The sequence below is a fragment of the Paenibacillus sp. J22P218 genome, assembly GCF_056269195.1.
Genome location: NZ_JBWDNL010000001.1, coordinates 483,287 through 498,380, shown reverse-complemented (window position 1 = coordinate 498,380; position 15,094 = coordinate 483,287). Strand labels below are relative to the sequence as shown.

The window sequence follows — 15,094 nt, the reverse complement described above, 5'->3', positions numbered from 1 at the left end:
GGGGCAATCATCCTATTCCAAGAAACTTGCGGAAACGCTTGAACGCGCCTGCCTTCTCATCGAGCAGCATAAGCGGCACCATATCTCCCAGAATACGGCGCGCAATATTGCGATATGCGATAGCTGCGCGGGATGCCGGATTCATAACGGTCGGCTCGCCGCTGTTCGCTGCAGAGATGACTTTCTCATCGTCAGGGACGATACCTACCAGGTCGATTGCAAGCACCTGACAAATTTCATCGATATCAAGCATTTCCCCGGTTTTCATCATATTTTGGCGAATACGGTTAATGATGAGCTTAGCTGGTATTTTTTCTTGTTCCAGCAAGCCGATTACGCGATCGGCGTCGCGGACAGCCGCATTTTCCGGTGTCGTAATAACGATGGCTCGATCCGCCCCCGCTATCGCGTTGCGAAAGCCTTGCTCAATTCCCGCCGGGCAATCGATAATGACATAATCATGGTCCTTCTTTAATTCCAGCACGATGTCGCGCACTTGCTCAGGCGTTACAGAATCTTTATCCTTCGTCTGTGCGGCAGGCAGCATGTACAGCTCGTCGAAACGCTTATCTTTCACAAGCGCTTGACTAAGCCTGCAGCGGCCTTCCGCTACGTCGACCAAATCATATATAATCCGATTTTCGAGCCCCATTACAACGTCCAGGTTACGCAGGCCGATATCCGTGTCGACCATGCATACCTTTTTGCCAAGCAACGCTAGAGCTGTACCCAAATTGGCCGATGTCGTCGTCTTGCCGACGCCGCCCTTGCCCGATGTTACAACAATCGCTTCTCCCATGTTCTACACTCCTTTAAACATAATAGGATTATGCCTGATGCGGAATAAATGCGTAATTTTATCAATTTGCATACGGCCTTCGTTCAGAAAAGCAAACTCCATTGCCGCATCCCCGGTCATCCATTCCTCCGGCGGCCTGCTTATGACCTCAGCGATCCGAAGCTGCGTCGGCCTCATTAGCGAAGCTGCGATAATAACATCGGTTCGACCGCTTGTCCCGGCATGCGCTACGCCGCGCAACGCGCCGAGCACATAGATGTCGCCGGTGCATAGAAGCGTTCCACCCGGATTCACATCGCCAATCAGCAGCAAATCGCCATCATGCTCGACCGTCTGACCCGATCTTACGATCGTCGTCAGAGCGTGAAGCTGCTGCGCGTTCACCTGCTGCTCGCTTACTGCCTTCGCCTCGGATTCGATCGACTGAACCATAAGATTGCCCTGCGACCGGATGACCGTCTTAATCCGCTCTTTGTCATCATCGGACAATTGCCGTGTCCCTAGCTTCACATGCACGTGCACGAGCGGCCCTGTCAGCAATTGTTGGTGCGTCTTCTCCAGCTTATATTGCAACTCATCCAATAGTGTAGCGAATTCACACTGATCGTTGAGAAGGAACACGAGACCTTCCTTAACGCCTTTTATCATTATATGTTGCTTCTCGGTCACGTTAGCCCCTCCCCAACCTATTGGATTCTTGACGCAAGGCGCAAATTCCTGCTAACGCCCCAATATTTACCGTGAAAACTGCCTTCGGCTGCTACTCATTGTTCCTCTTCTTCGGTCTTCAGCTTATTCTGCGACTCGAACATGCGTCTTGCCGGCACATAAACCGCCAACGCGAACGCAAGCTGGATGAATAAGCTTGGCAAAATATGATCGAGCACCGCCCAAGCATACGTCTCGTTCGTAATTCGGAATGCTTTGTAAATAAAGAAGATCATCGTATCGTACAGCAAGCAGGCTATGCCGATCACGGATAACGCCATCATGATTGTGGCTCGCTTGCGTTCAAACAATACGCCGGTGAAATACCCGATAAGTCCCATTGCGAAAGCATGAGCCCCGATCAAATGTCCAAAATATACGATATCCTGCAGCATGCCAAAGCCAATCCCGAACAATAAGGCATAATGTCTTCCGCTGTACATCGCAGAGTAGATAACCATAACGAACGTAAAATGGGTAATAATGCGCTCACCGTACCCCGCAGGAATAATCCACGGCATAATAGTGCCTTCTACAATAAATAAAAGAATCATCAACCCGATAATACGGTTAATCGTCATTCCTTGACGTCCTCCAATGCGGGAACCTCTACGACGAACACCTCGGTCAAATGATCGAAGCTTGCAGCAAGATCGATGGTTGCCGTATAAGTCAGACCGAAATCGCCAACCTGCTTCGTCTCCACCCTGCCGATCACCAGACCTCGGGGATACACATTTCCGAGTCCCGAAGTGATGACGGTGTCGCCGACGGTCATCGGATCGATTTCTGCGATCTTCGTCATAAGAAGTCTTTGCGTCTCCGTATTATAGCTGCTAAGAATACCGAAGGAACGATCCTCGCGGCCCATTACGGTAACCGCGATGGAGTTGAAGGTAGGCGACGATTCATCCAGCTCCGTTATCGGCGTTACCGTTGCCGTATACGGCGTTACGGAATCAACAAGTCCGATAAGTCCGTCAATCGTCGTTACCGCCATATTCGGCTTAATGCCGTTTTTGGAACCAAGGTTAATATTCATCGAACGGTTATTGGCGTCATTGCTTACCGATACAACCTGTGCAATGAGATAATTATAGTTATACATTTGCTTCTGGCGTTCGGTGAAGGAGAGCGCTTGTTTCAACCGCTCGTTTTCCTTCTGCACGAAGTTGTAATTCACTTTTTCTCTAGCGTATGCCGCCGCCGTTATACGTAATTGCTCGTTCTCTTCATAGAGAAGACGAAGCTCGCTTACATCCTCAAAGAAGCCCGCTATAGAACCAGCGGGCTTGTAAAACCATTGCTGAACGTATGCGGACGTATCCTTGATGAATTTTTCCGGCCAAGTCAATTCCTTGCGGTCACTAAGCGAGAAGCCGATTACCGCAATGAACAGAATAAACCCGATCATAAGCATAAACATCCGCTTATTTCGCATTAGCTTAAACAGCTCAATCACCTGCCCGTTTCATATCCATTCCCCTATGGACGCTTCTTATCGCTTGGAGCGCGACGACGAACTGCCTCTGCTCTTGAACAGATGAATATTGTCCAGCGAACGGCCCGTTCCGATTGCTACGCAGTCGAGCGGATTGTCCGCTACAATAACAGGCATGCCCGTTTCGCGTTGCAGCAGCTTGTCCAAATTACGAAGCAACGCTCCGCCGCCTGTAAGAACGATGCCGCGATCCATAATATCGGCAGAAAGCTCAGGTGGGCATTTCTCAAGCGTAATCTTAACGGCATCCACGATCGAGTTCACCGTATCCGTAAGCGCCTCGGTAATCTCATCCGATGTAATCGCAAGCGTCTTCGGCAAGCCGGATACGAGGTCGCGGCCGCGGATTTCGATTTTCTCAGGCATGTCCAGCGGCAAAGCCGAGCCGATCTCCATCTTCAGTTGCTCCGATGTTCTCTCGCCGATCATGAGGTTGTACGCACGTTTAATATATTGAATAATCGCTTCATCCATTTCGTCGCCGGCCACACGAATCGAGCGGCTTGTTACGATGCCGCCTAGCGAGATAACCGCAACCTCGGTAGTACCGCCGCCGATATCAACAACCATGCTGCCTGTCGGTTCCCATACCGGAAGGTCAGCGCCGATCGCAGCCGCGAACGGTTCTTCGATCGTGTAAGCTTCACGCGCGCCGGCTTGCTTCGCCGCATCCTCAACCGCACGCTTCTCAACCGCAGTAATGCCGGACGGCACGCATACCATCACGTTCGGATGGCGCGGGAACAACGAGCGCTGCTTCTGCGCCTGACGAATGAAATATTTAATCATCGTAGCCGTCGTCTCGAAGTCGGCAATAACGCCGTCCTTCATCGGACGAACCGCGCGAATGTTCCCAGGCGTTCTGCCGATCATTTTTTTAGCGTCCTCGCCTACAGCTTCAATTGTTTTCGTATCGGTACGCAGGGCTACCACGGAAGGCTCCCTTACGACAATTCCTTTGCCTTTCACGAATACGAGCGTATTCGCAGTACCCAAGTCTATCCCCAAATCTTTCGAAAAACCACCAAACATGATGTTGCTCCCTTCTCATTGCACAATCCCTTATATTATATTACATATATCCTTGTTCCTTCAAACTTACAAATCGCGCGTCCCCAATGACCAGATGATCCAATACTTCGATCCCGACGAGCTCTCCCGCTTCCACCAGTCGTTTCGTAAGCGCAATGTCTTCCGGACTTGGCGTTGGGTCGCCGCTTGGATGATTATGGACGCATATAATCGACGCGCTGCTGCGCTGAATGGCTGCTCGGAATACTTCGCGAGGATGAACCAGCGAGGCGTTGAGCGTACCTACAGACAACGTTTCTCGGGCAATAATATGATTTTTGGTATTGAGAAACAGACAAAGGAAGTGCTCCTTCTTCAAATAACGGAGCTCCTCCATGACATAGTCAGCTGCATCCTGCGGCTTGCGAACCGTAACCGTTTCCCCTAGCTTGCTCCGCGTAATGCGTCTGCCTAGCTCGATGCCGGCGCGCAATTGCAGCGCCTTTGCCGGTCCGATGCCGCGGATAGCGGTCAATTGCTCCATGCTCATATCCATCAAATTGCGCAGGCTGCCGCACTGCTGCAAGACCGAACCCGCTAGATGAATCGCGGATTGCCGCTGCGTGCCGGTTCGTAATAAGATAGCCAGCAGCTCTGCATGGCTAAGTGCTTCTGCCCCATATCGCATCATGCGCTCTCTTGGACGTTCTTCATGGGGGACATCACGCAAAACGGAGTATTGCGGCTCCATGTCCCGATCCCGCCTTCGCTACATTAGATTTCTCTCATATCCTGCCTAATTTTTGAAAAAAAATGCTTTCAAGGCCATTCTATATTGTATGACCGCATGTTGCGGTAGCAAATCGACGACTTTGAGCTAACCGGCTTCCTTCAATCTCTGACAGGCATGCGTTATCCGCCTATCGGGTTGTTGCATGTGTTCCATTCACATTTGTTTTCATTCGCATAACGTCAAATACTCATTCATTCCTTCAAAACACAGCAATGTCATAACGCGCCAGCATATCCGAGAGCAGCGACAGCGGCAATCCGACGACGTTGAAGTAACAGCCGTCAATGCGTTCGACTATCGTTGCGCCGAGCCCCTGAATGCCATAGGAGCCCGCCTTGTCCATCGGCTCGCCCGATGCGACATAATTCGCGATCTGCTTGTCGTTAAGCGGCTTCATCCACACCCTCGTCATACGGTGCATGACAATCGTCTCGCCATTCTTGGAAGGAACACAGGCCACCCCTGTGTAGACCTCATGGGATCGCCCTTGCAGACGCTGCAGCATATGCTTCGCATCCGCTTCGTCCTTCGGCTTGCCGAGCACTTCGCCGTCTAGCACGACGATCGTGTCTGCTCCAATAACGAGCGACGGCTGGTTATCGGATTCATTTTGCAGCATGTGGACAGCAGCGGAGGCTTTCCGCAAGCTGAGCTGCTCGACGACATAATCCGGTTTCCAGCCGAGTTCAATCGATTCATCGGTATCGGTAGACAAAATATAAACCGGCAAGGAAAGGCCCAGCGATGCAACCAGTTCCTTCCGGCGCGGTGACGAAGAAGCCAATACAATCCGGCTTATCGGTTCATTGCCTAGTTGTGTGTGTCCCATTAATGGATGACTATGCTCCTTCATTGCTGCCACCGCGGCTCGGCTGTGTCCGGAAATAGGATAGTACGCTTGGGCAGCTTATATTTTGCGGTAAAGCCAGATAGCAATTATAGCACCTACGATGCTTAGCATGCTAACTTGCAGATGAATCGACAGATTGAAGCTGAGTACATATAAATCGATTGCAGGCGACCAAGCAGCCTCAAGCGGATCCGTAAGAAATGATATTCCCGGAACCGGAGTAAGCCATCTGGCAACCAACGCGCCGGCTAATAAGCCTAATACGATGAAAATAAGTAGGATCCAGCCGTTTTTCTTCATCTTTCAACGCCTCTCGCCACGAAATGACACCTGAATCTATTATACGCAGATCCCTATTCGTTTACAATGCGCTGATGGACTCAAACCACCCTTTTTGTGCAATGACCGCTGCCATTAACGAGGATTGCGCAGACCAGAGATGTGACGCGGAAGGTTTCTTGTCATATTCAAGCATCGCTTTGGCCGCATTGTCTAGAGCAGTGACGATAGAGTTCAGAAATGCTAGATTTTCCGCGGACTTCGTGCCTTTCTGCATAATCGGCACCGTCTGCTTCCACAGCTGGTAGTTGTTCTCCCATGCAACGGATGCGGCATCGCTAAGCGGCGATAAAGCCGGTTGCTCGAGCTGCGCCAGAGCCAAATCATCCAACATTTGGACGACGTCTCTCGTCCGCTCGAAGAACTTCTGGGCACCTGCGGCATCGCCATCGAAAGGAATTTCGGCAGGCGCGGTGACCGTTAGTTCCTTAACGAACAGCTCGGTATCCGTCATCGAGGCACGCAGCGCTGTCGCTTGATCTTTATTTCCGGCGATTCCGGCGAATACGCGGTAATCCTCCTTCGTCGCCAGCGCCGCGGCGGCAAGCCCCTTGTCCTTCAGTTGGGCGAGCGCCGTATCTCTGCCTTCCGTGTTGCTGAACACGCCGAATTGCAACAAATAGTAGGTTTGGTCAAGCCCAGTCAATGCGGCCATTGGTCCGTCTGTTAACGGGCCTCTCTCCCCAGGCAGCGTTTCATTCGGATCGGAATCAGGATCGCTGACTCCCACTTCGCCTGTTGCCGGCTGATCGACATTCGTATCAACGGCAGCAGGCTGTTTGCCGCCTGCCGTTTTCTCGCCGCCGGGCAGTACGGGCGACCCTGTGAACAGCGACAGCAGCAAATAACCGAACAACGCTCCCGTTGCAAGCGCGCCTGCGACAGATAAAAAAACATTGAACCAAGATGGCGGAGACGATGGTCTTTTGTAACGAACGGCTTTATATTTACCTTTGTTTCTGCTTAAATCCTCTGTTTCATCATAAAAGAGTTCGTTTGAAGCCTCGTAATTTAGTCCGTTGTCGGCTTTAGCCGCGGCTGCCAAAGGTTTCCTCTCTGCTTCATTATCATCGATAGGCAGCAGGACAGATTCGAACGGTTCACCTTCGGGCGGTGCTAGAGGAGCATCCAATTTATTTAGTAGAATCGGACCTTGGACTCCATCCTTCGCCGAAAAATTAGGCGGCAGCTTGCCTGAAGCGTTCTCTTTCGAATTCGGCTCCGTGTCGCGAATTAATTGCTCCAACGCCACAATGTCCTCCTGGAACGGGCTGTTCCAGGGCGTCAGCTCACTCATAACGGGCGATTCATGCGGCGGATATAGAGGCACGACATTCGACTTCGCCGGACTCCCCGCATTCTCCGCATGAGTATCCGTACGCTTAGCTTCCTTGATAGGTTTATCAGTCACGTTGCGACCTGCCTGGTCAAAACGATAGGTAATCCGGTTTTTTGAACTCATGCAAATCTCTCCTTGTCCCATAGCTTCTGCTAGTATTCTATGAACGATATAAGAGATTTAGACCCGTTAATTGTGCATTTCAACTGCATTTCGACTTATGAACCACCTCATCGATTCTATCGATTTATATATCGTGGATGAGCGGCAGCTGCTTACAATCGCCCCCCTCCAAAGACTGGTAATTAATAATTGGATGTGGTAAATTAGCTAATAAGTAGAAACAAAATGAAACTCGGTTTTATATAATGAAACTTATGGAAGGATCACGAGATTGGGGTTCAGAAAAATTTTATTCCTGCCGAGAAGGCTCATCCTGCCTTTCAGGTCAAACATATCGCTGCATTGCGAGAGAATCTTATTCAGCATCAAATTAACGTGATCGAAGACGATAATCGAGAGGACGAAGGGCTGACGCGTTTTTTTCTGAACGATCCATTTGGCAATCGGATTGAATTTATCGAGAGCGGAGAGTGTTGAACGATGAACAACAAGGAAAGATTTACGAATCGGGTAGAAACATATGTCAAGCACCGCCCAAGCTATCCGAAGGAAGCCATTGATTATTTGTTTGGAACCGTCGGTGTGACAGCAAGCAGCCCTATTGCTGACGTCGGCGCGGGGACAGGCATTTTCTCAGAGCTGCTGTTGGAACGCGGATGCCACGTCATTGCCGTCGAGCCAAATGCCGCTATGCGCGAAGCATCTGTTCAAAAGCTCGGCGTTTATCCAGGATTTATAGCTTGGAATGGTTCGGCGGAAGCGACTGGCTTGGAGAGCGAATCAGTTGATTATATCACTTGCGCCCAAGCCTTCCATTGGTTTGACCGTACGGCGGCCCAAGCGGAGTTTCGCCGTATTCTGAAGCCCGGCGGTAAAGTTATTTTGATATGGAATATCAGAAAGACGACAGGCTCAGCTTTCTTAGAGCTATATGAACAGCTTGTCCAAACGTTCGGCAATGATTACAAGCAAGTCAATCATCGAAATATAACCAAACAAACGTTGCAATCCTTCTTCAAGGACAGCCTATTCCATGCAGCGAAGTTTACAATTCATCAGCGCTTCGACTTCGAAAGCCTGAAAGGCCGTTTGCTATCCTCCTCCTATACCCCGACTCCAGATCAACCTAATTACTACCCAATGCTGTCCGAGCTTCGAGCGATATTTGATAACAATCAGCAAAGCGGAACTGTAAGCATCGATTATGAGACAGAAATATATGTAGGCGAGGTTTAAGACCTAAACAATAGCCAGCTTCAGCCAGCATGTTCACGTATGGAGGTAATGAGCGATAGTGAGGCAGACCCATTAAAATGTGAGGGCAATCTCACTCTTTCTGTCTGATATTACGGTTGCGTAAAGATTAGTGAGGAAAAGCTCATTGTCCATGAAGCTAACCTCACGGGCAGTGAGGTTTCCCTCATTAAAGCTAGGCATTTTGATCAAGCGAGTGGCAAAGAAAGAGTTTCACCTCACAGTCAGTGAGTTTTACCTCAGAGCAAACAAACTGTTCCTAGCCGCATATCGATATGCTCTATTCGCTACTTTCCACAGCCTGCATGCCGAAATAAAAAAACCTAACCCCGCCTTATCGGCAAGGTTAGGTTTTATTTTTAGTTGGCGGCCTTCAGCGACTTGGCGAGCTGATCAGCTACTTTCCAAATGTCGCCTGCGCCCATCGTTATGACAAGATCGCCCGGCGCTACGTGCTCCGTCAAATAAGAGAGGACGTCTTCCTTAGTCGGCAGATAGAGAGTGTTCGCATTGCTGTTGCTCTTAATAAGCTCAACGAGCTTATGCGAATGCACTCCTTCGATCTGCTGCTCGCCCGCCGGAGAGTAGATGTCGGTAATAATGACTTCATCTGCTTCAGGGAAAGCGCGGCTGAATTGATCGAACAAGAAGAATGTCCGCGTATAGCGCTGCGGCTGGAATACGGCAATGATCCGCTTGCCCGTTGCTTTGGCCGCACTGATCGTCGCTTGAATCTCTGTCGGATGATGCGCGTAATCGTCAATGACCAGAATGTCATTGACTTCCCCGAGCACCTGGAAGCGGCGCTTCGCGCCGCTGAACTCGCGAATCGCTTCGGCGATTTCCCGGAACGACAATCCCGATTCCAAGCAAGTGATCACGGTCGCCATTGCATTGTATACGTTATGGCGGCCTGGAACGGACAGCACGATCGTACCGAGAGATGCTCCGTTATGGGTCATATCGAACGATACTTTGCGGTCGCCCAAGACGATATTGCTCGCTTTATATTCCGCTTCGCCATCGATAGCGTACGTCACAAGCTGCGATTCGCCTTCCGCTCCCGTATACACAAGCGGGATCAGTTCCTTCACATTATCGTCATCCGCGCATACGATAGCTTTGCCGCCGGATTTGACTTGCTGCAGGAACTGAACATAAGCTGCCTTCAGCTTGCCGAAGTCTCCGTCATAATTTTCCAAATGGTCTGGCTCGATGTTCGTCACGATTGCAAGCGTAGGGTGATAATGCAAGAACGACCCGTCGCTTTCGTCGGCCTCCGCAACAACGTATTCGCCTTTGCCTGCCTTCGCGTTTGTACCTAAGTTAACAATCTCGCCGCCGATAATGTAAGTCGGATCAGCATTGCAGGACTCCATAACAAGGGCAATCATCGAGGAAGTCGTCGTCTTCCCGTGCGCGCCCGCAACGGCGATGCCTTTACCAATATTCATCAATCTCGCCAGCATTTGCGAGCGGTGAAGAACAGGGATGTTCAGCTGCTCCGCCGCCCTTCGCTCGACGTCGTCCTTCGAGATCGCAGTCGAATAAACGACCAAATCTGCTCCATTCACATGCTCGGGCTGATGGCCGATATAAATATCGGCCCCCTTCGCCGCGAGCTTCTCCGTAAGCTCCTGACGCGCGACATCGGAACCGGTAACCTTATAGCCCATTTCCAGCATGACGCGGGCTATGGCACTCATTCCGTAACCGCCGATTCCGATGAAATGAACGTGTTCTGCCGTATTCAAAGACGGTTCACCAACCTTTTTCAGAATCCGAGTTGTACAATATGCGGGAGCGAACGTCAGCAATCAAATATAGCGTGCCTGTCACGACCCCAAGGTCTGTTTCCCCGGTTAACTGTTGTAATTTTTGAAGCGCAGCGCGGTAATCCGGCTCTACGATGAGCTCGAACGAGCTTTCCGCAGGCTGTTGATTATTCATATCGCTAACGATAGCAGCTAACGCGGGTGCATCCATCTTCATTCGAAAATCAGGCTCGGTCAAAATAAGCGTATCCACTATTGGTAGTATATGCTTGAGTACATCCTGATGATTCTTATTCTCCAGCATCCCCATCATGAGATGAAGACGGTCGTACTTATACGTTGACCGAAGCGCGCTTACGAGCGTCTCCGCGCCTTCCGGATTATGGGCTCCGTCCAGCAAAATACGCGGCGAGCGCGACACCATCTCAAGTCTGCCCGCCCAAGCTGCTGCCCGAAGTCCTTCCTCCAGCGCTTCATCCTCTACGACAAGCGCATTGTACTGACGCAGCACCTCTAGCGTCATGACGGCAACTGCCGCATTCGTTCGTTGATGCGCTCCGTTAAGCGTAATCGTCAGCGGCTCGATCGAGCGGAATAATCCGTCGAAGCGGAAAGTCTGCTCGTCTTCCTGAACGGAAACGGCCGTCTCGCTGAATTGCTCGCCGAGCAAGTAAAGCGTGCTATGCTTATCGGCAGCAGTTTGCTTAATAACAGCTACTGCCTCCGGCTGCGACACGGCGCTGACGACCGGAATGCCAGCCTTAATAATGCCCGCTTTCTCGCTCGCGACTGCAGCAAGTGTATCGCCGAGACGATCCATATGATCATGTCCGATGTTCGTAATGACAGACACAACCGGATGAACGATATTCGTTACGTCCAGCCTGCCGCCGAGTCCGGTCTCCCACACGACATAGTCAGGATACGTCACTTTGGCATAGAACAAAATAGCAAGAGCCGTCGATACCTCGAACATGGTCGGCGAACCGAGCTCCGTCTCGGCAATTGCCTCGACATGCGGCTTCAGCTCATTCGCAAGCTTCAGCAGCGTCTCTTCCTCAATATCCACGCCATTGTATTGAAAGCGATTCGTGAACTTCGTAATATAAGGCGACGTGAACGTACCGACGTCATAACCGCTCTTAAGCAGCACGCTCGTCAAGTATGAGCATGTCGAGCCTTTGCCGTTCGTACCGGCAACATGAATGAACTTCAGTCTGCGATGAGGATTGTCCAGCAGCTCCATCAGCTTCTCGATCCGGTCAAGGCCCGGACGGATGCCGAATGGGATGAGTCCTGTAATCCATTCCACCGCTTCAGTATAGGAATGCAGCGGCCCTGCCGGCCGCTGCTCGTTGAACTGTTCCGTCATACGTATCGATCCTTCTTCCCTTAATCTCAGCCGCGCAATTCCGCAATACGTGCCGCTACCTTCTCGCGTTTCTCCGCATAATCGGCCATCTTCGCTTTTTCCTCTTCGATGACTTTAGCCGGCGCTTTCGCTACGAAGCCTTCATTGCCCAGCTTCTTCTCCACACGCTCAACTTCGGCCGTCAAATTCTGACGTTCCTTCTCAAGACGGGCGATTTCCTGCTCGATGTCAATCAAGCCTGCCAACGGCAAGTATAGCTCCGCTCCCGTAATGACTGCTGACATCGCTTTGTCCGGAGCGCTGATGTGAGTTCCGGTCTCCAGCATCGATGTGCCGCAGAACCGTTTGATGAACTCTTCATTGCGTGCGAGAATCGCCGCTTCCGCTTCGCTCGAAGGCTTGATGAGAAGCTCGACCTTCTTGCTCATTGGCACATTCACTTCTGCGCGAATATTACGCACGGAGCGGATGAGGCCCATCAGCAGCTCCATCTCTTTCACTGCTTCAGGCGCTTCAAGCGCCGCATCGTATACCGGCCATTCCGCAAGCGTGATCGTCTCGCCGACATGCGGCAAGTGCTGCCAAATTTCCTCGCTGATGAACGGCATGAACGGATGAATCAAGCGCTGCGTGCGGTCAAGCACATAAGCAAGGACGGACTGCGTCGCTTTTTTAGCCGCTTCGTCTGTTGAATATAGGCTGAGCTTGGCAAACTCGATATACCAGTCGCAAAGATCATCCCAGATGAAGTTATTGAGCAAACGTCCCGTCTCGCCGAACTCGTAGCTGTCGATCAGGCGGGTAACATCGCGCACCGTTTCGTTCAGGCGATGCAGGATCCAACGGTCCGACGTGCCGAGATTAACCGTTATATCGATATCCGCTGCGGTGAACCCTTCCAGGTTCATAAGCGCGAAGCGAGATGCGTTCCATATTTTGTTGGCAAAGTTGCGCGCCTGCTCGACACGCTCATTGCGGTAACGCAAGTCTTGACCTGGCGTACTGCTCGTTGAGAGCATGTAACGCATAGCGTCCGCGCCGTACTTCTCGATAACATCGAGCGGATCAACGCCGTTGCCGAGCGACTTGGACATCTTCTGCCCGTTCTCGTCACGGACAAGACCGTGGATCAACACGTCCTTGAACGGAATTTCGTCTGTGAATTCAAGCGCCGTGAAGATCATTCGCGCTACCCAGAAGTAAATGATGTCGTAGCCCGTAACGAGCACGTCTGTTGGGTAGTAGCGCTTGAATTCTTCCGTCTCCTCCGGCCAGCCAAGCGTCGAGAACGGCCACAAAGCAGAGCTGAACCAAGTGTCCAATACGTCGTTATCCTGGGTGAACGTTGCGCCTTCCGTATTTTGAACGTCGTCGCGCGATACGGTAATCTCGCCGGTAGCATCGTTGTACCATGCCGGAATGCGGTGTCCCCACCACAATTGGCGGGAAATACACCAGTCACGAACATTTTCGATCCAGTTCATATAGATCTTTTCGAACCGCTCAGGAATAAAGTTCGTGCCCTTACCCGATTTTTGGGCCGCAATTGCCGCTTCGGCAAGAGGTTTCATTGCAACGAACCATTGCGTCGACAAATACGGCTCAACAACGGCGCCGCTGCGCTCGCTGTGGCCAACTTGATGCACATGCTCCTCGATGCGGATACAGATGCCCTGCTCCTGCAAATCCTTCACGAGTTTCTTGCGGCAATCCGTACGATCCAGACCTTCATAAGGACCAGCTTGATCGTTCATTGTGCCCGTTTCGTCCATGACAATAATTTGCGGCAGGTTATGACGCTGGCCGACCTCGAAGTCGTTCGGGTCATGAGCAGGCGTAATCTTAACCGCGCCGGAGCCGAAGTCCTTCTCCACATATTCGTCCGCAATAATTGGAATCTCTCGACCCACGATCGGCAGAATGAGCATTTGGCCGATAAGATGCTTGTAGCGATCGTCCTCTGGATGAACCGCTACAGCCGTATCGCCAAGCATCGTCTCCGGACGAGTCGTTGCGACCGTTATGAAGCCGGAGCCGTCCTTAAGCGGATATTGGAGATGGTACAGGTTGCCGTTCACTTCTTTGTATTCTACTTCGATATCGGAGAGAGCCGTTCGTGCCGCAGGGTCCCAGTTGATAATTTTTTTGCCTCGGTAGATGAGACCTTTCTCGTACAGACGGACGAATACTTCGCGAACCGCCTTGGAGAGACCTTCATCAAGCGTGAAACGCTCTCTGGAGTAGTCAAGCGAGAGACCCATCTTGCCCCATTGATCACGAATCGTGTTCGCGTATTGATCCTTCCACTCCCATACCTTCTCCAGGAATGCTTCGCGTCCGAGATCGTAGCGGCTAATGCCCTGTTCGCGCAACTTGCTCTCAACGCGAGTCTGCGTCGCAATGCCGGCATGGTCTGTTCCCGGCAGCCAAAGCGCATCATAGCCTTGCATTCTCTTCGTGCGAATCAAGATGTCCTGCAAAGTAAAGTCGAGCGCGTGCCCGATATGCAGCATGCCGGTTACGTTCGGCGGCGGAATAACAATCGTATAAGGCTTCGCGTCAGGACGCTTGCCCGCTTCGAAAAACTTGCCCTGCTGCCAATAGTCATACCATTTCTGCTCGGCTGCCTTCGGATCGTAAGTCGTCGGCATTTCCGTAGACGTAGTCGTTGTTTGATTTTCTGACATTGATTCCATCCTCCATACATCGATATAAATACAAAAAAACCTCTCGCCCTCATAATAAAGGACGAAAGGTTTAGCTTCCGTGGTACCACCTTTGTTTCACGCAAAAAAAGATGATTCGCGCGACACTCGAACAGATAACGGCTGCAGCCGGCCTGACTTAGGCGGGCGAGAGATGCATTGTTTCGCAAAAACTCTCCGCTTGATCCAGGCAACTCCGGGGCGACCCGTAGCAGTCACTTCCTGCAGAACCTCTCAGCGTAACGGTTCCGCTCTCTGAAGGCTTCACTGCGTACTATTCCCCTTCAACGTCATTATGACACTTATATGTATACATAATACCGTTGTTATGCGCTAGAGTCAACTTTAAGGGGTGAAAAACCCATCTTATTGACATAAATCTCACCTCGTGTAAGAGCATATTTGATCTTACAGAGAGAAGCTCGGTTTGGGATCGCCCCTGTAAGTGAACATAGGCTCTTACAGCACGATTAGGAAGTTCGATTACGCTCGTGCGCCTCGTGTAAGAGCATATTTGATCTTACA

General features: G+C 51.1%; 14 protein-coding genes and 1 other annotated feature. Of the genes, 2 read left to right on the top strand and 12 right to left on the bottom strand.

Annotation, left to right across the window (positions count from 1 at the left end; all coding sequences use genetic code 11):
• Nucleotides 1–7 precede the first annotated feature (7 nt).
• The 9 genes from minD to AC0YN0_RS02185 form a co-directional block, all read right to left on the bottom strand.
• Complete coding sequence (gene minD, locus AC0YN0_RS02225; RefSeq protein ID WP_442048919.1) at nucleotides 8–799, bottom strand: septum site-determining protein MinD; 792 nt, start codon at nucleotides 797–799, stop codon at nucleotides 8–10.
• 3 nt (nucleotides 800–802) lie between these two features.
• Nucleotides 803–1,468, bottom strand: a complete 666-nt coding sequence (gene minC, locus AC0YN0_RS02220; protein WP_475819807.1) for a septum site-determining protein MinC — start codon at nucleotides 1,466–1,468, stop codon at nucleotides 803–805.
• 95 nt (nucleotides 1,469–1,563) lie between these two features.
• Nucleotides 1,564–2,088: a rod shape-determining protein MreD gene (gene mreD, locus AC0YN0_RS02215; RefSeq protein WP_442048917.1), complete on the bottom strand. Its 525-nt coding sequence runs from the start codon at nucleotides 2,086–2,088 to the stop codon at nucleotides 1,564–1,566.
• Nucleotides 2,085–2,933 carry a rod shape-determining protein MreC gene (mreC, locus tag AC0YN0_RS02210; protein ID WP_475820877.1) on the bottom strand — a complete coding sequence of 283 codons (849 nt, stop codon included), beginning with the start codon at nucleotides 2,931–2,933 and terminating at the stop codon, nucleotides 2,085–2,087. The genes mreD and mreC overlap by 4 nt, the downstream gene beginning before the upstream one ends.
• A 72-nt stretch (nucleotides 2,934–3,005) precedes the next feature.
• The gene (locus tag AC0YN0_RS02205; RefSeq protein WP_442048915.1) at nucleotides 3,006–4,040 is read right to left on the bottom strand and encodes a rod shape-determining protein; all 1,035 of its coding nucleotides are present in this window, start codon (nucleotides 4,038–4,040) and stop codon (nucleotides 3,006–3,008) included.
• 40 nt (nucleotides 4,041–4,080) lie between these two features.
• Entirely contained in the window at nucleotides 4,081–4,770 is a 690-nt protein-coding gene (gene radC, locus AC0YN0_RS02200) for a RadC family protein (RefSeq protein WP_475819806.1), read from the bottom strand.
• 241 nt (nucleotides 4,771–5,011) lie between these two features.
• A complete protein-coding gene (locus AC0YN0_RS02195; RefSeq protein ID WP_475819805.1) occupies nucleotides 5,012–5,641 on the bottom strand; it encodes a Maf family protein in 630 nt (209 codons plus the stop codon).
• Nucleotides 5,642–5,719: 78 nt separating this feature from the next.
• Complete coding sequence (locus tag AC0YN0_RS02190; RefSeq protein ID WP_475819804.1) at nucleotides 5,720–5,962, bottom strand: DUF4321 domain-containing protein; 243 nt, start codon at nucleotides 5,960–5,962, stop codon at nucleotides 5,720–5,722.
• 61 nt (nucleotides 5,963–6,023) lie between these two features.
• Nucleotides 6,024–7,463 (bottom strand): SPOR domain-containing protein, encoded by a 1,440-nt coding sequence (locus tag AC0YN0_RS02185; RefSeq protein ID WP_475819803.1) that lies wholly within the window; start codon nucleotides 7,461–7,463, stop codon nucleotides 6,024–6,026.
• Between the two features lie 270 nt (nucleotides 7,464–7,733).
• On the opposite strand from AC0YN0_RS02185, the gene AC0YN0_RS02180 reads away from it, so the two are divergent.
• Entirely contained in the window at nucleotides 7,734–7,940 is a 207-nt protein-coding gene (locus AC0YN0_RS02180; protein ID WP_475820876.1) for a VOC family protein, read from the top strand.
• A gap of 3 nt (nucleotides 7,941–7,943) precedes the next feature.
• Nucleotides 7,944–8,699: a class I SAM-dependent methyltransferase gene (locus AC0YN0_RS02175; protein ID WP_475819802.1), complete on the top strand. Its 756-nt coding sequence runs from the start codon at nucleotides 7,944–7,946 to the stop codon at nucleotides 8,697–8,699.
• 377 nt (nucleotides 8,700–9,076) lie between these two features.
• On the opposite strand, the gene murC is transcribed toward AC0YN0_RS02175, so the two are convergent.
• From murC to AC0YN0_RS02160, 3 genes are read right to left on the bottom strand one after another with little or no spacing between them, the layout of a single operon-like run.
• On the bottom strand, nucleotides 9,077–10,471 hold the full coding sequence (gene murC / locus AC0YN0_RS02170) for a UDP-N-acetylmuramate--L-alanine ligase (RefSeq protein WP_442048911.1): 1,395 nt from the start codon (nucleotides 10,469–10,471) through the stop codon (nucleotides 9,077–9,079).
• 7 nt (nucleotides 10,472–10,478) lie between these two features.
• Nucleotides 10,479–11,864: a bifunctional folylpolyglutamate synthase/dihydrofolate synthase gene (locus tag AC0YN0_RS02165; protein WP_475819801.1), complete on the bottom strand. Its 1,386-nt coding sequence runs from the start codon at nucleotides 11,862–11,864 to the stop codon at nucleotides 10,479–10,481.
• A 26-nt stretch (nucleotides 11,865–11,890) separates the two neighbouring features.
• The gene (locus tag AC0YN0_RS02160; RefSeq protein ID WP_475819800.1) at nucleotides 11,891–14,551 is read right to left on the bottom strand and encodes a valine--tRNA ligase; all 2,661 of its coding nucleotides are present in this window, start codon (nucleotides 14,549–14,551) and stop codon (nucleotides 11,891–11,893) included.
• Between the two features lie 54 nt (nucleotides 14,552–14,605).
• Nucleotides 14,606–14,866 (bottom strand) — a binding site (T-box leader).
• Between the last annotated feature and the right edge of the window lie 228 nt (nucleotides 14,867–15,094).